The following is a 19001-nucleotide window of genomic DNA, read 5'->3' on the forward strand; positions in this document are numbered from 1 at the left end:
TCAATTAAAAAACAGTAGCGGTATGTATGTAATTAAAAGAGACGGTAGAAAAGAGCCTGTGATGTTCGACAAGATCACTGCGCGGGTACGAAAATTGTGTTACGGGCTTAACCCTTTGGTGGATCCTGTAAAGGTTGCGATGCGGGTCATCGAAGGATTGTATGATGGGGTTACCACTTCGGAACTCGATAATCTCGCTGCGGAAATAGCAGCCACGATGACTACCACCCACCCGGATTACGCCAAGCTTGCCGCAAGGATATCGGTTTCCAACCTGCATAAAAATACCAAGAAGTCCTTCTCGGAGACAATGGCCGATCTCTATAATTATGTCAATCCCCGTACCGGAAAAAAAGCACCGCTGTTGTCCGATGAGGTGTATAAGGTAGTTCAGGAACATGCAGATACTTTGGACTCTACCATTATATACAACCGCGATTTCGGCTATGATTATTTCGGGTTCAAGACCCTGGAGCGTTCCTACCTGCTCAAACTCAACGGTAAGATTGCCGAGCGTCCGCAACACATGCTTATGCGGGTTGCGGTGGGTATCCATCTCCATGACATGGAAAGCGTCGTAGAAACCTATGAGCTCATGTCCAAAAAATATTTTACACACGCTACGCCGACCCTTTTTAATTCCGGTACCCCTAAACCGCAAATGTCTTCGTGCTTTTTGCTGGCCATGAAAGACGATAGTATCGACGGAATTTACGATACCTTAAAACAAACCGCCAAGATTTCACAATCTGCAGGAGGCATCGGTCTTTCCATACATAACGTGCGTGCTACCGGGAGCTATATTGCCGGTACCAATGGTACGTCCAATGGTATAGTGCCTATGCTCCGGGTATATAACGACACGGCCCGTTACGTAGATCAGGGTGGTGGTAAGCGCAAAGGAAGTTTTGCCATTTACGTAGAACCGTGGCATGCCGATATCATGGATTTTCTCGATCTGAAGAAAAACCACGGAAAAGAAGAAATGCGTGCCAGAGACCTTTTTTATGCCATGTGGATCCCGGACCTGTTTATGAAGAGAGTGGAGCAAAACGGCGACTGGACCCTGATGTGCCCGAACGAATGCCCGGGGCTTTTTAATAGCTATGGCGAAGAGTTCGAAGCAAAATACGAGAAATACGAAGCCGAAGGAAAGGGCAGAAAGACCATTAAGGCCAGAGACCTGTGGGAGAAAATACTGGAGTCACAGATAGAGACCGGGACACCGTATATGCTTTACAAAGATGCCGCTAACCGTAAGTCCAACCAGAAGAATCTGGGGGTTATCCGCTCTTCCAACCTGTGCACCGAGATTATGGAATATACCTCTCCCGAGGAGGTTGCCGTATGTAACCTGGCTTCCATAGCGTTGCCGATGTTTATAAAAGGCGAAGAATTCGATCATAAAGAACTTTTCAAGGTTACCAAGCGGGTTACCCGTAACCTCAACAGGGTGATAGACCGCAACTATTACCCGGTGAAGGAAGCGGAGAATTCCAACTTCCGCCATCGCCCTATCGGGCTCGGGGTACAGGGACTTGCCGATACGTTTATTCGGTTGAGAATGCCTTTTACCTCCGATGAGGCCAAGACCTTAAACCAGGAGATCTTCGAGACCATCTATTTTGCCGCCGTAACCGCTTCTATGGAAATGGCCAAAGAAGAAGGAGCATACCAGACTTACGAAGGTTCCCCGATATCTAAAGGAGAATTCCAGTTTAACCTGTGGGGGATAAAAGATGAAGAACTCAGCGGAAGGTGGAACTGGGCAAAGCTGCGAAAAGATGTGCTGAAACACGGTGTGCGCAACTCGCTTCTGGTAGCACCTATGCCTACCGCTTCGACCTCGCAGATACTGGGTAACAACGAGTGTTTCGAACCCTACACCTCTAATATCTACACCCGGAGGGTATTGTCCGGCGAGTTTATCGTTGTAAACAAGCACCTGCTGGAAGACCTGGTAAATCTCGGCTTGTGGACCGAAGAGCTCAAGCAGGAGCTTATGCGTGCCAACGGGTCTGTACAGCATATCGACGGAATACCACAGGATATCAAAGACCTTTACAAGACCGTTTGGGAGTTGAGTATGAAAGATATTATCGACATGTCCCGTCAGCGCGGTTATTTTATAGACCAGTCGCAATCGCTTAACCTGTTTATGGAGAATGCCAATTTTGCCAAACTTACCTCCATGCATTTCTATGCCTGGAAGAGCGGATTAAAGACCGGAATGTATTATCTGAGAACCAAGTCGGCAGTAGATGCGATTAAATTTACACTGGATAACAGCAAGAAAGCTGCTCCGCAACCCAAAGATGCCGAAGTACCTGTCGAGGCGGCCACAATAACACAGCAGGCCCCGCAAATCCAGCCGGTGGCCGTAGAGCCGCTTACCCCGGAGGAGTTACGCGAAATGTTGTCTAAGTCCCGGGAGAACGAAGACGATGACTGTCTGATGTGCGGGTCATAACAACGGTATTATAAAAGTGAATATACAACCCCGAAGCGGCTTTGTCCAAAGGCGTTTCGGGGTTTTGAAATACCGGTTGATCCCGGTATGATGACATAAACCAAATCATGCAAAGAAAATACCATTACCCGTCCGAAAAGGCTTATGCCTCCAAGGGCAAACGTCTGGCCAATCTGGTTGTAGACCGTATTATCATTTATATAGTGACTTTTTTGCTCGGTATCTTCGCATACATAATTTCCGAATTTCTCGGCATACATGATTTTCTTGTCTTTATAGAACAGATGAATGCATTTGAAGAACTGCTGTTCAGCATTTTGCTTACCCTGTTGTATTATACGGTTATGGAGGCCACTACAGGAAGGACTATTGGCAAACTTGTAACGAATACTACGGTGATTAATGAAGATGAGCAAAAGATAGATTTCGGGCAGGCTTTTTTAAGAAGTTTATGTCGTCTTATACCATTCGAGGCCTTCTCTTTTCTCGGTAGCGAGGGCCGGGGCTGGCACGATTCCATACCCAAGACGTTTGTAGTGGATATCAAGAAATACGAAGAAGAAAAACAAATACAGCAAGGGCTCGACCAACTGGGCACAAATACACAGGAACTATGATGCAATGGGAAGAACTTTTATCCCTGAGACGACAGGGAGACCGCAATAAGAGGTTGCGTAAAGAACAGGAAGAAATCCGCCTGGGGTTTGAAGTCGATTATGACCGAATCATATTTTCTTCCTCTTTCCGAAGTCTGCAAGACAAAACACAGGTTATCCCCCTGTCCAAAACCGATTTTGTCCACACCCGGCTTACTCATAGTATGGAAGTCTCTGTGGTAGGGCGTAGCCTGGGGCGTATAGTGGGGATGAAAGTACTGGAAAAACATCCGTATCTCAAGGAAGTGCACGGATACCGTTTTAACGATTTCGGAGCTATAGTCGCCGCCGCCGCACTGGCACACGACATCGGTAATCCGCCTTTCGGGCACAGTGGGGAAAAAGCCATAGGCTCGTTCTTTAAAAGCGGTAGAGGTGCTGCATACCGGGAGTTGCTTACGGCCGAAGAATACCAGGATCTTATAGACTTCGAAGGTAATGCCAACGGTTTCAAGATCCTTACCGAAAGCCGCGAAGGTGTACAGGGTGGATTACGGTTGAGTTACGCTACACTGGGAGCTTTTACCAAATACCCCAAAGGGGCGCTCCCCAAGAAGCCTACATCACACATTGCCGATAAAAAGTTTGGTTTTTTCCAGTCCGAAAAGGCATTTTTCGAGGAGGTGGCTACCGAACTCAACCTTAAAGTTACCCGTAGCGGCGAAGCGGTTTCCTATGCCCGTCATCCCCTTGCATTTCTCGTGGAAGCGGCTGATGATATCTGTTATACCATCATCGATTTCGAAGACGGTATTAACCTGGGGCTTATCGATGAGGAATATGCACTGGAATACCTGATAAAACTCGTAAAAGACCGTATCAATACCGGAAAATACGGCGAACTGAAAACCAAGGAAGACCGTATCAGTTATCTCAGGGCGTTGGCTATACATACCCTTATCGAAGAAGCGGCCAGAGTGTTTATCGAAAATGAAGATGCGATATTGCGAGGCGAATTTTCCGTGTCGTTACTGGACCGTTCCATCTATAAGGCACAGGTTAATGATATTATAAAACTCAGTGTCGAAAAAATATATAAATCCGAGGAGGTTACCGAAAAGGAAATCGCAGGTTATGCTATCGTGGAGAAACTGTTGGATGTGTTTTGTAAAGCTGCCCTGCACAAGTTGCAGGGCGAAGAAACACATTATGATAAGCTGGTACTGCAACTTATCCCGGAAAAATACCGTCACGGCTTTACTTCGGAATACTGTTGCCTGCTCGGGGTCAGTTGTTTTGTGGCCAGCCTTACCGATGGCAGGGTAGTGGGGATTTACAACAAGATCGGTGGGGGACAGATCAATTAAGTGTTCCCGGATCGTATAAAAAAGGCATATATCTTGAATTGAAAAGATATATGCCTTTTTTGCATCGCAAATGAATGATCCGCAATTACTTCCGGAGTTCGAAAGGACTGGCCGGAAGTCCGTCTTCGGAATACAGGTTGGCGGTAGCCGGATTATTGGCCCAGGCATACCGTACGGCCACAGGATACTTAACACGGTTATTCCATACCCTAACCGTATTTTTCCCGGTGATCTCCGCTTTGGCCCAGACAAACGTCTTTCCGTCTTCGGAGAGGGCAAAATATTGGGGTGTGTTTCCGTCTCGCGTGGTTAATCCTCTTCCGGCAGCATCAAAGGTTACGGATACCTGGTCTCTCTTAAAAGCGGCTTTGGTGGCTATAGGCCCGGACGCTGTTAATCCTTTTTCCTTATAGGCGATCTTCCGGGCGAGCAATGCCAGCCGGTAGCCTACATCTTTCTTGTTTAACGGGTGTATGTCGTTCCACTCCCCGATGTCTGTAATGATGGCCATACCGGTTTCGGGGAGCGACAGGGCCTGTAGTTGTGCCTGTCGCAGCACAGCCCAGTTGCTTTCTACCGGGGTGTCGGTCTCTTCCATAAAGTTGGCCAGTTGTACATAGAGAAAAGGAAAATCCCCCTGTTTCCATGCCTTGCGCCAGCTTTTTATCATGGCCGGGAATGTCCTGGCGTATTTACCCGGATCGCCGGTGTTAGACTCCCCCTGGTACCAGATTATCCCTCTTATGGTGTAGGGGAGTAAGGGGGCGATCATTTTGTTGTAGAGCCCTCCCGGTTTCCAGCGTACAAAAGTTTGTCCCGGCATAGGAGACATAGCAACGCCGGGCTTGTATTTCCATAAACCTTTAAGGTCTATGGTATCGCCGTCTATAGCCAGGAAATAAGGTTTGTCTTTGACAAAACCACCTTTTCCGCCGTTGTTAATCACCCGTATGGTAATGACATTACGTCCTTCTTTTAATATCCCCGGTGCTACGGTATATTTTCGCGGAGGATACTGGTAGCCTGTAGTGCCCACCTGTTGGCCGTTTACATACGTATAATCCTGGTCTACGATACGCCCCATCCACAAACTTGCAGGTTTACCTGCTTTATCTGCTGTGAGGTCTATGGTTTTACGAAACCAGACTACCCCGTTTTGTGTATGCCCGGGCTGAAACACTTCATGCCCTTCTTCATTCCTGCGGAATTGTTCCTTATTGGCCCAAAACCCCGGGATCTCCATGCTGTCCCAATCTTTGTCCGGTACATCGGTTTCACTCCAGGGGATAGGAGCCGTAAATCCCCGGTCCTTTTTGTTAAGAGTGTCGTGCCAGGCAGCCGCCCGTTCCCGGTCTTCGGTTTCGATTTTTCGGATCAGGGCATCATCCTTAAACTTTTGGAGTTCGGCATACGAGTCCGGGAAGTCCTTTAATGCTTCTTCAGACATCCATGCTTCTACGGGAGATCCCCCGAGAGCTGCATTGATAAGCCCTATGGGAACCTGGTATTTTGCATACAGCTCCAGGGCAAAAAAGTAAGCAACGGCCGAAAAACCGGAGATATTATCCGGAGAGGCACTTTCCCAGTATCCTTCTTCCAGGTCCTTGTTTTCTTTTTTAAAGTCGAATTGATCCGGAACCAGAAACTGTCTTATGTCCGGCATATCGGCCTGTTGTACGACATCTGCATAGTTGTCGCGTACCCGGGCCATGGTGAGTTCCATATTCGATTGTCCGGAACACACCCAGACTTCGCCGAATACCACATTCTTCAGTACAATCCTGTTTTGTCCTTCGAGGGTTATCGTATACGGACCGCCTGCTTTCATGGCGGGGAGGAGCATTTCCCATGCTCCGTCTTCATCGGTTTTGGTATGCACGGTTTTCCCATCGAGGGTCAGCTTTACCGATTCTCCGGGAGATGCCCAGCCCCATACCCGTACGTTCTGGTCGCGTTGCAGCACCATACCATCGCTGATGAGTCGTGGAAGCCGGATCTGTCCGAAAGAAACTGCTGTGAATAAACACGAAACGATCAGGCAAAGCGCGCTTCTGTAATGTTTGTAAGTCATTGGTCATGTTTTAGTTGGAGAACCCAAGAGAAATAGCCCCCTTTTCAGGTGAATGCTTCCTATGAGTTCATTACATATAAAAAGCATATAGTCTTATTGACTACCAATGTACGGATTTTTACGTAAGCTCGGAATCTTTTTGGCGGTAGTTTTTTACAATTTCACAAAAACAGCATGTTGATTCTGTATTTTTAAAGCATTTATGAGCTTATATTTGCGGTTCATCAAAGGTACTGTTATGTTATCCGAAACCTTGGCTCCGTTAGACAACCCGGTCTGGTATGCACTTCAGGAGCACCAGCGCCATTTTCGTATGCCTTATCAATCCATGGCATTTTTTACTCCTGATGTTTGTCCTTTTGGCGGATTTTTGAATACGTGCTCCCCGGCCGAAATAACAGATTATGCCCGGCAGACGTCTCATTTTTTTGTTGTGGGAGACCGTCCCTGTTTTGAGGATACCGTTATCCTGCACAACGAATTGGTCTGTGACCAGATGGTGCTTCAGCATCCGGTTCCGGTAACTATTACAGAACCGATTATAATGCTCGAAGAAGCACATAGAGACGACCTGATCCGTCTGGTCAACCTTGTACAACCGGGATATTTTAAGGAAAATACTTTTTCTATGGGCACGTATTACGGGATATACAGGGATAACCGCCTTGTGGCTGTGACCGGCGAACGTATGAAGATGAACGCCTTTACCGAAATAAGTGCCGTAATTACGCACCCCGAACATACGGGCAGGGGCTACGCGGGGCAACTGGTCTCACACACCTGTAGCCGTATCCTCGCCGAAGGGAAAACACCATATCTTCACGTAGCTTCATCGAATGAGCGGGCTATAAAGTTATACGAACGGCTGGGATTTGCATATCGCCGGAAGATGAGTTTCTGGAACCTCATCGGTACTACGGCAACACAGGCAAATGCAGTGCGATGACGGGCAAAAAAAATGAGGGCTCCGGTATGTTCATGAGCCCTCAACTATAATGTAATAGATGTTTATAAGCGTTGCCGGTTGTGTGGCTGGTTACTCCGATGAGATCTCATAGAAGAGCCCGGGGCCATCGCATTCCTGCCAGTTACTCACAAGGATACCTTCTTCGGTATTCAGCCGGAGGAATTCTTTGTCATCCGTGGCACATGTACCGATGATGGAATTGTCATTATCTTCAAAAGTAAGAGACACGCCAGACTGGGTATCCTCCAGTATCAGTACATACGTTCCGCTTCCGGTTAAGGTTTCATCTGCTGTTACCCTTGTTTTTACAAAAGTATCATCATCGTTGAGCACATAGGTTTCCTGCCATTCCATATCCTCACCTGTAGTTACGGAATCCTGTTCGCCGGTGCTCATCCGGATTAACTTCCAGGTCTGGGGATAGGAATTGTTGAGTAGCGGATTGTCTACATCCGGGTTGTTGTCATCATCGGAACACGACATGACCAGTACAGCCAGTACGAAAAAAGACAGGATACGTAAGTTCATAGTTTATGAGTTTATCGGTTTGTGGTAATGACGCATACTCATGTGAGAAGTTGCGTCCTTTTAACAAATATCGGATTTTTTTGTCTTTTAGTATGGAAAATGCTTCTGAATATGATTTTACCTGTACGAATTGTACGTTATTTGTATAATTCTTTTAGCCCGATAAAGGATAATGGCTATCCCGGATGCCAAAAAGACGATGCTTAATGTGTACTTCCCCGAATGGGCATCGCGGGGAATTTGTATATGATAACTATGACTTTTCCTGTAATGACCTCTACGGTTTCTGCAGATGCCCTGTGTAAGCTGGTCTGCAAAACCTATGCTTTTGAAGAAGATACGACCTGTACACTGCTCCGTACCGGTATGAACCATAGCTACCTCGTGTGCCATGGTAATACACGATACATCTTCCGTGTGTATTGTTACCAATGGCGTACCCGGGAGGAAATCACCGAAGAACTCCGTTTGTTGCTACTGCTCAAAGAAAGAGGGATCGGGGTGTCTTATCCTGTTGCGGACAGAAAAGGAAACTTTTTGCAGGAAATCCACGCTCCGGAAGGAATGCGTCTGGCGGTGCTTTTTTCCTATGCCAGCGGAGCAAAAGTCAGGTTTATGAACGACGAAACCTACACGGCTATCGGTTCCTGCATGGGAAAAATGCATACCATTACGGAACATCTGGATATAGCACGTGTTACATACCGTACCGAAACTCTTGTAACTACCGCTTATGAGCGTATCCGTACGTTTTTTCCCGATACACTTGCGGAGATACAGTTTATAAAGAAAGCAGGGTGGCAGCTTTCCGAAAGATTGCAAAAGAATCACTGGGAAGATTGGCCTCGTGGAGTTGTTCATCTCGATATGTGGTATGATAACATGAGTGTCGGCAAGGATAATACCATCACCCTTTTTGATTTTGACTTTTGTGGTAACGGTCCGTTGCTGCTCGATATAGCCTATTGCTGTAAACAGCTGTTTCATATCGAAGCAGACAAGCGGGCATACAAGCAAAAAGAGCAACTTATTTTAGACGGGTATCGCAGTGTCCGGCCCTTATCGGAAGAAGAATTAAAGCATATCCCCGAAGCCGCTGTACTCATCTGGATCTTCTATCTCGGTGTGCAGGTGCAGCGTTTCGATTGGTCTAATATATTTCTTTCCGAAAATTATCTGAAAATGTATGTCGGGCGTATCAAAAGCTGGATCGATTATTATAATGTACCTTTAACCTGAACAGCATGTTATATTCTATAATACTGACCAAAACCGTTTGATATGAAAACAATATATTTCTACATCGCCATCGTATGTATGGTATTACAAGCCTGTAGTGGAAGTGGAGCCGGAGAAAAGTCGTCCCTGCAGGGAACCTGGAAACTGCTGTCCGGTACCACCATACAAGGAAAAGATACGGTACATACCGACTATACCCAAGGGCAGGAGATGATAAAAATAATCAACGACACCCATTTTGCCTTTCTGCGGCACGACCTCGGTCATGGCAAAGACAGTAGTGCGGTCTTTGTTGCCGGCGGGGGTAGTTATACGGTGAAGGGAAACCAATATACCGAGCATCTCGAGTATTTTAATGTCCGGGAATGGGAGGGTAACGACTTTACCCTGCAATACGAGATCAGAGACGATACCCTAATCACCAGGGGTATCGAAGCCGTGGAGGCCCTGGGCGTAAACCATATCAACATAGAAAAATATGTCCGGTTGCCGTAACTGCCAGGGATGTAATGTTTGCAGGGTTCAGGCATGCTAAAAAATCGGATAGTACAAAATTAAATCCCTAACTTTGATTACACAAAAGCACTTAGTATGATTTCTGTAGAAACTCTTGATTTTCTCAAAGACCTGAAAGCCAATAATAATCGTGACTGGTTCAACGACAATAAAAAGAGGTTTCAGGCGGCACAGGCAGAGGTGAAAAAAGTAGCCGACATGCTATACGATCTGCTCAAAACGCATGATGCCGTTGACGATTTCAAGATTTTCCGGATATACCGCGACGTCAGGTTTTCTGCCAATAAACAACCGTACAAGACACACTTCGGTATTTCTTTTCACCGTCAGAAACCCGAATATCGTGGCGGGTATTACCTGCATATAGAGCCCGGAGGTTCGTTTTTAGCCACAGGTTTCTGGAATCCGGAGAAAGGCGATCTGAAGCGTATTCGCAAAGAATTCGAGACCGATGCTTCCGAAATGAGGGAAATTATGAACAGTAAGGCCTTTCAAGCCATCTGGGGTCACATCCAGGGCGATGAGGTAAAATCGGCACCTAAAGGGTTTAGTAAAGAGCACCCTGCTATAGACCTGATCCGGAAGAAACAGTATTTTTTTACCAGGAACTTCACCGACAAGCAGGTTCTGGACCCGAAATTTCCCGAAGAAGCCGATAAGTCATTCCGGGCCATACGCCCTTATTTCAACTATATGAGCGATGTCCTTACTACCGATCTCAACGGGGTTTCCTTGCTGTAACCGATGTATTTTTACGTTGGGCTAATTGACACAAGAAGTCAGCGCTTCGTGTATTGCAGGTGTTCCATGCTTTTTCCGGCCAGGATTTTTTCTCCGGAGACGGTAAATCCTGTTTTCAGGTATAGTTTCCGGGCATTCGGGTTTTCCCGGTCTACGAGCAATCCCAGTACCTCACCCTGTCTGGTTACATATTCTGCCACCAGGAACCGCAGGAGGGCAGAACCTATACCTTTTCCCTGCATGGCAGGGTTAACCGCGATACAGTCTATATAGAATTCCCCTGCCTGGGTCTCTTTTTCCAGCGTAAAGCTGCGGTTATACCTCTGGCGGATGCTTTCGGCAACAGGACGACGAAGTTCATCCAGCAACGCCCCGTCATAGACCAATGCCATTCCGGCAATTTCCCCCGAGACTTCTGCAACCCAGCAATGGGCATAAGTATATTGGTTATCTTCCCGGCGTACCAGATCTTCCAGGAATGCCGTGACTTCGTGGGGGTCATGTCTCCCGGTCATTTCGTATGCGATATCCTCCATGGCCAGCATAATATACCTGGCAATAATGCCGGAGTCTTCTTTTGTCGCTTTTCGGATCACCATATACCTACAGGGTTTGATGTTGTGCAAAGGTAAGTATGTTTTGCCGATGCAGGGTTACGGGATGTAAGAATCGGGGTGATGGTCCATGCTTCTGTTATAGGGGATAGTAGTAAAAAAGGAAATTATAATAATCTGATATTTTATAAACCTTGATGAGGCTTAACAAGTATAGAGAAAAATATTTGAAAAATAGATATGATGATCTTATCTTGTAAGAATATTAATATCGGGTAAAGATGAAAACACCTTTTGTATTAATCCTTGTCATCCTCTTTTTTTCCTTCTCCGAAGATCAACCGGAGTGTGGGGAAAGGTCACTTCCATATTGGTATAACGGAATAAACAGTAGGGTGGAAGGAGAAAATATAACCATCCGGAGGGCATTCGCAGAACTTCAGGAGTATACAAATAATATTTACCCTGTGGACGGTTTTATAACCTTGCGCTTACATATTTCCAAAACCGGAAAACTCTGTGATATGGAAGTTTTTGAAATAGATAAAGATTATCAGAAAACCAGTTTTAACCAAGGTGAGCTGGCTCGGGAGCTCCAAATGATAGCTATAGAACTTAAAGACTGGAAGCGGGATAAGGAATTAAAAACGTACAACCTTATTCGTTTTAAAATAAAAGATGGGAAAATTGAAGAGATATTTTAAGTACATTATTATAGTTTTTATCCCGTTAATACTGCTCATAGGAACAGGTGTGTTATGGTGGAGCAGTAGAGGAGATAGTGAAAAATCGGATTTGTTAGTGCAAATCGGTACTTATGAAGCAGCTTTGCAATACAATCAGGAAAATAGTAAGGCATTGATGGAACGCTCCGTAGCCTTTAATAAAGCAGGAGATTTTCAGACAGGATTTCAATATCTCGATAGAGCAGTGGATTTAAATCCCCGCGAATACCTTGGATATCGGGGTTGGATACGGTTGCGTAAGATGCGGGATTATGAGAAGGCTCTTTCCGATTTTAACAGGCTCGATAGTTTAACACCCAATTTTGTGGATGCTCCATGGGGAGAGGATATTGATTTTCTTAGAGGAGAATGCTATTTTGGGAAGAAAGATTATACCCACGCCATCAAGCTTTTTGAACGGAGCATAGAAAATCAGGGAGAAGATTGGGCAGATGTACAAACCTTTGTCTACCTCGGCCTATGTCATTACGAACTGAGAAACCATGAGAAATCGATAAAAGAATTTCAAAGAGCGCTCAAACAATCCGACAAAATATGCGAAGCCTATTTCGGGTTGGCAAAGGTCCATCTTCGCCTTGGAGAGAAAGAAAAAGCCAAAAATTTTATAGAAAAGGCAGCACATACTATCTCACATAAAAGGGATGATGTGTATAATGAATACCTGAATGAAATTTATCTTTCGGAGATTTTGGCATTCAAAAAATCGCTCAATTAAACCCGTTATGCATATGAATAAAAATCATTGTTTACGTCATGTTGAGCCTGTCGAAACATCTTCTTCTATCAGTAAAGATCCTTCGACAGGGCTATTAGGATGACGTCTTTCAAACTATAATGCACAACGGGTTCAGTTAAATCTTTAGTTTGTGTCTGGTTGATATTGGAAAAATGCTGCAAGCAGTAAGATAATAGAATATAAGAATCGGGGCGGAGTAGCCACCATTTCTGCTATGGATTGTGCAGACACATTTGTATGCAAATCTATAAAGCAGTACATTGTAGTAGTCATACAGACATTTTTCTTCCGGATGCATATTCCGGGGCAAACAGTGCAGCGGATATAACAGCAACTTAAAAAAGCATTCCCTAATGGCAAAAAACATTACGATACGAAGGATAGTCCCTAACATTTATTCCGATAATATGGCACGGAGCAAGGAGTTTTATATAGACTTTCTGGGCATGGAGCTGGCGATGGACATGGGGTGGATACTCACTTTTACCTCGGAGGAAAACCGCACAGCTCAGGTATCTGTTTTCGAAAATACCCGAAAGGAGCCGCCCGATAATACGGCCATATTCCTGTCTGTAGAAGTTTCTGACGTAGAGGCCCTATATCAGAAAGCGAAAAAACAGGTATGGGAAATCGTTTATCCGCTCACTGACGAACCCTGGGGCGTACGCCGTTTTTTTGTGAAAGACCCCAACGGAGTAACGATTAATATACTGATGCATTTGTAGCTTTATTACCGTATCGGAAGACGCAAAATGAAAGTGTTCCGGATCTAAGCGATAGTAGTAACCAGTAAAATCACTGCACATCCCGTTTGTTTTACCCTATGGCTGTTTCTACACCTATTATATTCTTCTTTCCTGCCCGGTTAGTAGTCGGTTGATTTTGTGAGGTTTTCCCATTCTACATAACCGGAGGTGAGTGCATCCATTTTGTGCATTGCCCGGGTATAGGCATCGCTGCCTAAAAGAAGATGTACAGGTGGTTCGGGCATTTCGGCTAAGTGCATCATAACGTCTGCCGCTTTTACAGGATCTCCGGCCTGGCGGCCACTCATTTCGGAAAACCGTTTCAAAGCGGTATGAAGAGGTGCATAAGCATCGATCTTTTTTGCAGCCATTACCAGTGCATCCGGATTGTTAAAGTTGGTACGGAAAGCCCCTGGGGCAATGAGTGTAACTTTAATGCCGAATGCTTTAACATCCTCTGCCAGTACTTCTGTCAGGCCTATCACCGCGTGTTTTGTGGCGCTGTACACCGACCAGCCGGTACCGGGAGCAATGCCCGCAATAGAAGAGATATTCATGATGTGCCCCTTTCCCTGTTTCCGCAGCACAGGCAAGGCGTGCCGGATGACATTGATAGTGCCGAAAACATTAATATCAAAGTTATCCCGGACTTCCTTATCAGTCAGTTCCTCCATAGTACCTCCAATACCATAACCGGCATTATTAACTACGACATCCAGCCTGCCGAATTTTTCATAGGCTTGTCGTATGGCCCTTCCAACATTTTCATCATCGTTCAATGGTACCTGTAACGGTAAAAATGCCGTTCCGTCATATCCGATGGCGCTTCTAAGTTTTTTTATATCGCGGGACGTTGCCGCCACCCGATGCCCAGAGGCCAATAGTTTTGTAGCCAATGCAAGTCCAAGTCCGTTCGAAGCTCCCGTAACCAACCATACTTTTCTGTTTTCCATGTCTTTTATTTTTTATAACAAAAGTATGGCCGGACATCCGGTGACCGATAACCCGAAACAAACAGATACTATCAAAATTCAAACAAGACGGATAGCTGTAGGGGTAACACCGGTGTGTTTCCTGAAGAAATGCGAAAAATGCGAAGGTTGTGCAAAGCCCAGACTGTAACCGATTTCGGCAATATTCCAGTTGGTATGTTTCAACAATGCTATGGCTTCTGCTATAAGGCGTTCCGTGATATGTGTTGTGGTAGTTTTGCCTGTAGTAAGACGCACAGCACGATTGAGATGGTTAACATGTACAGAAAGCTTATTGGCAAAATCTCCGGCCGTCCTTAGGTATATACAATCTTCGGGAGACGTTATCGGGAACTGTCGTTGCAGCAATTCTGTAAATATGGAGGTAATTCGGGCATTGGTATCGGGGTGTGGGTATATATTTTCGCTGGGTTCCATTTTCATGGCATAATGCATCAGTTCCGATATCTGATTGCGCAGCACATCGTATTTAAAACGATAATCCGAAACGGCTTCGGCATGTATTTTTTCAAATAGGGCCGCTGCTTCCGCATCCTGTACCTCGTTGAGGTTATATACAGATGTACCTCCGGGTACAAACACGGGCAGATCATGAATACTTTGTCTGTGGCTTTCGGTGAAAAAAGCTGCTTTAAAAAGGCAAAAAGATCCGGTAGCATCCTTGTCCAAACGCTCAAACCGGTAAGGGACAGACGGATTAAAGAACAGGAGCGTACTACCCTGTAGGGAGATGCTTTTATCTGCATAATGGCAACGATGACGTCCCCGGATAAGCATAATCTTAAAAAAGTCATAGCGTGCATAAGGAGCCGGAGGTGCGCCCGCACTATCCGATACGCGGAAAACATTAAAATCTCCTGCACCTACCGGTGGCAACAGTGGTGTCTTGTCGAACTTATGCGAATAAAACGCTTCAAGGCTTTTAGTAACAGGCATAGTACAAATTTAAGGTATTCTCTTCATGTAGTACTGTTTTGGTTTTCCCCTGTGTCTGCATGTCGGCAGATATGGTGACGGGCCGTAAAGATTACCATCAGAAACAGGAACAACATCCTGTTTTTATACGGGGATATACAGGTTGATATACACTGTGATTAAAAAACAGGCACTTATAATACTAATGTTAACCAAAGCGCGCAGGCCCCACTTTTGTTTTGCAAAATTATGGTTCAGGTATCTTGTGCCAAGAACTGCCAGGCCCATAACCAGGAACCAGATCGTAAAGAACAGGGATACTCCACCGCGAAATAGCATGGTAACCCCATCATGTATAAGGCCACAGCCTGTAAACGTAAGCACTAATGCCACGGGGACCGGAAAAATCCGTTTCAGGGGTTTAAAGAGATAATGCCCCAGGTAGTACCCGAAGATAGGATTCCAGTAATTCCAGAATGTAGAAAAGTTCCTGGCGCCCAGCGAGCGGTACAGATTATTCCGCAATGACATCGGGCTTCCCACAGATACGCCGTTCCTTTTCTTTATATAAGCCGTTAAGGTCATTGTTCTCTTTTTGTACGATACACAAATATACATGATACAGGGTAGCCGGAGAAACCCTGCTTTATACACGGTTACAAGGCCTGTGGCAAAAGATAAGGTATTACAAACAAAAGAAGTTTTCCGTACGGATTTGGAGTACTATGTACTTCGTAGGATTTTTTCCATCTTTTTACCCTTTGCCAGTTCATCAACAAGTTTGTCGAGATAACGGATCTTGCGGGTCAACGGGTTTTCGATCTCTTCTATCCGGTAACCACAGATTACCCCGGTAATCAGGTGTGCATTCGGGTTTAAGGTTGCTTTACCAAAAAATGTATCGAAGGTGGCGTGTTCATCGATTAACCTTTTGAGCTCGTCATGGTCAAAACCTGTCAGCCAGTAAATAACGCGGTGCAGCTCTTCCTTGGTTCTTCCTTTGCGTTCTATTTTGGTTACATAGTGCGGATATACCGAGGCAAAGGTCATCTTTGCCATGCGTTGGTGATGCTCAGGAGTTGCTTTCATATCCTTTCATTTGCAGTAGACAGACTCTTTGTCTTACCGACTTAAATATACGAAATCTTTAATTACAGATCGTCAGCCATAGTACACGCTGTACTCTGGGGGGCAAATAACTAACCGGGGCTTCGGTACACTGTTCACTGCATTCCGGCACTCAACCCGCTTTGTTGAGTTCTTGTAGGTTAAATAACAGCGACAGAGCAAAGGCGGCTGCGTGTTTCGGCTTGCCGTAATGTACCGAAGCCCTCCTTATTCCACAGCGCTATTATGCCCAACCAACAGGTAGGCCGTAGCTCCGAAAAAAGGAAACAGTAAGATGATGATAGTCCAGATTATTTTCCTGTCCGATGGCAAGGCCGACTTACTTAACTTAAAAAGACTTAGGAACATAAGTCCCGGAATAAGTATAACAAGCAGTAATAATATAATTTGCCATGCACCAATTGAACTCATTATTTCCATATCATAAAATTTTGTTGGTCGATACTATTTTGCGACTACCCACAAAGTAAGTATTATAAAACAAAGAATACAAGATTTGATGCGGAAATCCTTCAAATCTATCTTAGAAAGTTTGCGGGTAGTGCTATATCCGTAATGGTGGTAGGGGAGCTGATTACAACACGGGGCTTGCTTCGGTACACCCGTCCTATACTTTGATGCATCAAAATATAGGACAGGCACTCAGCCACCGCTGTGTCGTTGTTGTAATACAGCGTGTCTATACCCAAGACGGGGTAAAGGCGGCCGGGCTTCGATACACCGTTCACTGCGTTCCGGCACTCAGCCCGCTTTGTTGAGTTCTTGTAAGTTAAATAACAGCGACAGAGCAAAGGCGGCTGCGTGTTTCGGCTACGTTGGAATGTACCGAAGCCCCGGGTGTTATAAAAATAAGATTAAGGATATGCTACAAGCACTTTATATTTTGTCCAGTATTCGGTTCAATTTTTCTTCCAGTTTTTCTATTCTGGTGTTTTCTTTTTCCAATCTCTGAATTTTTTTATCCTGTGCTATGATATACAAGGTAAGCTCTTCTATTTTCTGAAGTAGTTTTGCATTGATATCTCCCAATAGGATGCCATTTTCTCTAACCTCCTGAACATTAGGGATATCCTTTAAATGTCCTTTTGTCTTGATGTGTTGTTCTACTTCTTTTAAAGTGGGTAGCGGATATCCTTCCTCAAACACAAAATCACTCCAGCCTGTTAGGTCAACCTTAACTTCTTTACTGTGAATTATACCATTTACTGCTAATTTGGCATCGGGAGTGGTAGTGCCTATACCCAAATTTCCATGTTCAATAAAATGATTCCCAGACCCTGTTAGCTGTAACTTTCCCGATGAGGCCACATTGCTTCTGGAATCGAGGATAGTTCGCCAATTATGAAAGCCTCCGGTTACTTGGTTTTCCGAATTACCACTACGCCAGGTACTGGTTCGGAAATACATTCGCTTAGTCTCGGCTCCCACAAAAATATCAGTTTGCCAATGACTTGGTCTTCCGTAAATAGCTAATAATGTTCCATATCTATTATTATCTGGTGTATCCCCTCCGGGACGGACGGTATGATAATCGTCAAACAGTTGCATACTCATAGCTGATAATTGTGTTCTTGGTGCTAAAGAAAAATCATACTGAACAAGCGGAAAGGCATAAGAATCAGCTTTTACCTGGCCTATGACATCCAGTTTTTTTTCTGGTGTAGTTGTTCCGATCCCTACATTGCCGGAAGCAGGAAATACATTGGTTTGTGAGCTGAGGGCCATCGGAATTGTGCAAAAAAGAAGTAATAGTCTTTTCATAGTATCAAGAGTTTATATTTTCTGTTTTAATAGGGGTGTTGCTTCAGGATCAGGTATAAATGTCTTTGCTTCAAGAGGTCGAACTTAAGAAAAAATTACTAAAGAGTCTTACGGTTTTCTGTATCTTACAAGAAAAAGTGTAAATCTGAGTATTTCTTCAACCGGGGCTGCGATACACCTGTCCTATACTTTGATGCATCAAAATATAGGACAGGCACTCAGCCACCGCTGTGTCGTTGTTGTAATACAGCGTGTCTGTACCCAAGACGGGGTAAAGGCGGCCGGGCTTCGGTACACCGTTCACTGCGTTCCGACGATGCCGAAATGTACCAAAGCCCCGGTTTTGCACTAAGGCAACTCCCCCGTACCCCGTGTACGGTCTCTCAAATGCTGCATAGCCGTTTCCCGGGCCATGGCAAAAACCTCTTTGACAAACGTACCGTGTACGATGTTGCACCGTTTTAGCCATATCTTTTCAAAGACGTTCTGCACAATGTCCTGCGCGTCATCGTCATTGCAGGTATATGGCCTTACAAAAACCATAAGACGCGGGCGGAGTAGGGTAAAGACACTGTCGAAAACCGCAGCATCACCTGCCCGCAGGCTATTGATCTGGCGATAACTAATGTGGTGTTCCTTGCTCATCGCAGGGCATCTTCCGGGTTTTCAAAAAACTGTAGGGTAACCTTGTAGGTCACCGCATGTATAGTATTTTCGAAGGTGTCGTATTCGAGGTGTTGGCGGTTCATCCACAGGCGTATAAAGATTTCCTGTATAATTCTGGTGGTTTCCTCCTCGTCGGTGCTATGGGCCGTTACATACCAGTCTATCTTTTGGGCCAGTAGTTTCAGGGCATCGTGGAATCCTTCCAGTTGTTCGGCCTTAAACAACTGGTATAGTTTACGGTTGAGTATATGTCTCTGCATCG

21 protein-coding genes are annotated in these 19001 nt (G+C 45.2%); 10 read left to right on the top strand and 11 right to left on the bottom strand.

Features of this window, described 5'->3' with window-relative positions:
• The first annotated feature begins 22 nt into the window (after positions 1–22).
• The 3 genes from BT112_RS07145 (at position 23) to dgt (ending at position 4433) form a co-directional block, all read left to right on the top strand.
• Complete coding sequence (locus BT112_RS07145; protein WP_072316671.1) at positions 23–2470, top strand: ribonucleoside-diphosphate reductase subunit alpha; 2448 nt, start codon at positions 23–25, stop codon at positions 2468–2470.
• A 107-nt stretch (positions 2471–2577) separates the two neighbouring features.
• Complete coding sequence (locus BT112_RS07150; RefSeq protein ID WP_072316672.1) at positions 2578–3087, top strand: RDD family protein; 510 nt, start codon at positions 2578–2580, stop codon at positions 3085–3087.
• The gene (gene dgt, locus BT112_RS07155) at positions 3087–4433 is read left to right on the top strand and encodes a dGTP triphosphohydrolase (RefSeq protein WP_072316734.1); all 1347 of its coding nucleotides are present in this window, start codon (positions 3087–3089) and stop codon (positions 4431–4433) included. Before BT112_RS07150 ends, dgt begins: the two co-directional genes overlap by 1 nt.
• An 85-nt stretch (positions 4434–4518) precedes the next feature.
• Here the strand turns inward: dgt and BT112_RS07160 are convergent, their stop codons facing one another.
• Positions 4519–6504, bottom strand: coding sequence for a sialate O-acetylesterase (locus tag BT112_RS07160; RefSeq protein ID WP_072316673.1), 1986 nt, complete (start codon positions 6502–6504; stop codon positions 4519–4521).
• A 238-nt stretch (positions 6505–6742) separates the two neighbouring features.
• Here BT112_RS07160 and BT112_RS07165 point away from each other — a divergent pair, with 238 nt between their 5' ends.
• Positions 6743–7450: a GNAT family N-acetyltransferase gene (locus tag BT112_RS07165; protein WP_072316735.1), complete on the top strand. Its 708-nt coding sequence runs from the start codon at positions 6743–6745 to the stop codon at positions 7448–7450.
• A 90-nt stretch (positions 7451–7540) separates the two neighbouring features.
• Here BT112_RS07165 and BT112_RS07170 read toward each other — a convergent pair whose 3' ends face one another.
• Positions 7541–7999, bottom strand: coding sequence for a hypothetical protein (locus BT112_RS07170; protein WP_072316674.1), 459 nt, complete (start codon positions 7997–7999; stop codon positions 7541–7543).
• A gap of 255 nt (positions 8000–8254) precedes the next feature.
• On the opposite strand from BT112_RS07170, the gene BT112_RS07175 reads away from it, so the two are divergent.
• The 3 genes from BT112_RS07175 to BT112_RS07185 all read left to right on the top strand — a co-directional run bounded on the left by BT112_RS07175 (position 8255) and on the right by BT112_RS07185 (position 10495).
• Entirely contained in the window at positions 8255–9238 is a 984-nt protein-coding gene (locus BT112_RS07175) for a phosphotransferase (RefSeq protein WP_083564831.1), read from the top strand.
• A 42-nt stretch (positions 9239–9280) separates the two neighbouring features.
• Positions 9281–9733, top strand: a complete 453-nt coding sequence (locus BT112_RS07180) for a hypothetical protein (protein ID WP_072316675.1) — start codon at positions 9281–9283, stop codon at positions 9731–9733.
• A 96-nt stretch (positions 9734–9829) separates the two neighbouring features.
• Positions 9830–10495 carry a DUF2461 domain-containing protein gene (locus tag BT112_RS07185; protein WP_072316676.1) on the top strand — a complete coding sequence of 222 codons (666 nt, stop codon included), beginning with the start codon at positions 9830–9832 and terminating at the stop codon, positions 10493–10495.
• A gap of 38 nt (positions 10496–10533) precedes the next feature.
• On the opposite strand, the gene BT112_RS07190 is transcribed toward BT112_RS07185, so the two are convergent.
• Complete coding sequence (locus BT112_RS07190; protein WP_072316677.1) at positions 10534–11094, bottom strand: GNAT family N-acetyltransferase; 561 nt, start codon at positions 11092–11094, stop codon at positions 10534–10536.
• Positions 11095–11330: 236 nt separating this feature from the next.
• On the opposite strand from BT112_RS07190, the gene BT112_RS07195 reads away from it, so the two are divergent.
• The 3 genes from BT112_RS07195 (at position 11331) to BT112_RS07205 (ending at position 13256) form a co-directional block, all read left to right on the top strand.
• Complete coding sequence (locus BT112_RS07195) at positions 11331–11753, top strand: hypothetical protein (protein ID WP_072316678.1); 423 nt, start codon at positions 11331–11333, stop codon at positions 11751–11753.
• The gene (locus BT112_RS07200) at positions 11728–12510 is read left to right on the top strand and encodes a tetratricopeptide repeat protein (RefSeq protein WP_245776995.1); all 783 of its coding nucleotides are present in this window, start codon (positions 11728–11730) and stop codon (positions 12508–12510) included. Before BT112_RS07195 ends, BT112_RS07200 begins: the two co-directional genes overlap by 26 nt.
• A gap of 374 nt (positions 12511–12884) precedes the next feature.
• Positions 12885–13256 carry a VOC family protein gene (locus tag BT112_RS07205; protein ID WP_083564824.1) on the top strand — a complete coding sequence of 124 codons (372 nt, stop codon included), beginning with the start codon at positions 12885–12887 and terminating at the stop codon, positions 13254–13256.
• A gap of 140 nt (positions 13257–13396) precedes the next feature.
• Here BT112_RS07205 and BT112_RS07210 read toward each other — a convergent pair whose 3' ends face one another.
• The 8 genes from BT112_RS07210 to BT112_RS07245 all read right to left on the bottom strand — a co-directional run bounded on the left by BT112_RS07210 (position 13397) and on the right by BT112_RS07245 (position 18999).
• Positions 13397–14230, bottom strand: coding sequence for an SDR family oxidoreductase (locus BT112_RS07210; protein WP_072316679.1), 834 nt, complete (start codon positions 14228–14230; stop codon positions 13397–13399).
• A gap of 78 nt (positions 14231–14308) precedes the next feature.
• Entirely contained in the window at positions 14309–15205 is an 897-nt protein-coding gene (locus BT112_RS07215) for a helix-turn-helix domain-containing protein (protein WP_072316680.1), read from the bottom strand.
• A 123-nt stretch (positions 15206–15328) separates the two neighbouring features.
• Positions 15329–15769: a hypothetical protein gene (locus tag BT112_RS07220; protein WP_083564825.1), complete on the bottom strand. Its 441-nt coding sequence runs from the start codon at positions 15767–15769 to the stop codon at positions 15329–15331.
• Positions 15770–15907: 138 nt separating this feature from the next.
• On the bottom strand, positions 15908–16273 hold the full coding sequence (locus BT112_RS07225; RefSeq protein WP_072316682.1) for a DUF2200 domain-containing protein: 366 nt from the start codon (positions 16271–16273) through the stop codon (positions 15908–15910).
• A gap of 246 nt (positions 16274–16519) precedes the next feature.
• Positions 16520–16732: a PLD nuclease N-terminal domain-containing protein gene (locus BT112_RS22190; RefSeq protein WP_083564826.1), complete on the bottom strand. Its 213-nt coding sequence runs from the start codon at positions 16730–16732 to the stop codon at positions 16520–16522.
• Positions 16733–17188: 456 nt separating this feature from the next.
• Positions 17189–18073, bottom strand: a complete 885-nt coding sequence (locus BT112_RS07235) for a hypothetical protein (protein ID WP_139276047.1) — start codon at positions 18071–18073, stop codon at positions 17189–17191.
• Between the two features lie 348 nt (positions 18074–18421).
• Positions 18422–18718 carry an RNA polymerase sigma factor gene (locus BT112_RS07240; RefSeq protein WP_072316684.1) on the bottom strand — a complete coding sequence of 99 codons (297 nt, stop codon included), beginning with the start codon at positions 18716–18718 and terminating at the stop codon, positions 18422–18424.
• Positions 18715–18999, bottom strand: a complete 285-nt coding sequence (locus tag BT112_RS07245) for a hypothetical protein (protein ID WP_139276049.1) — start codon at positions 18997–18999, stop codon at positions 18715–18717. The genes BT112_RS07240 and BT112_RS07245 overlap by 4 nt, the downstream gene beginning before the upstream one ends.
• Positions 19000–19001 lie beyond the last annotated feature (2 nt).

It is taken from the genome of Sinomicrobium oceani (assembly GCF_900119185.1).
Lineage (GTDB): Bacteria > Bacteroidota > Bacteroidia > Flavobacteriales > Flavobacteriaceae > Sinomicrobium > Sinomicrobium oceani.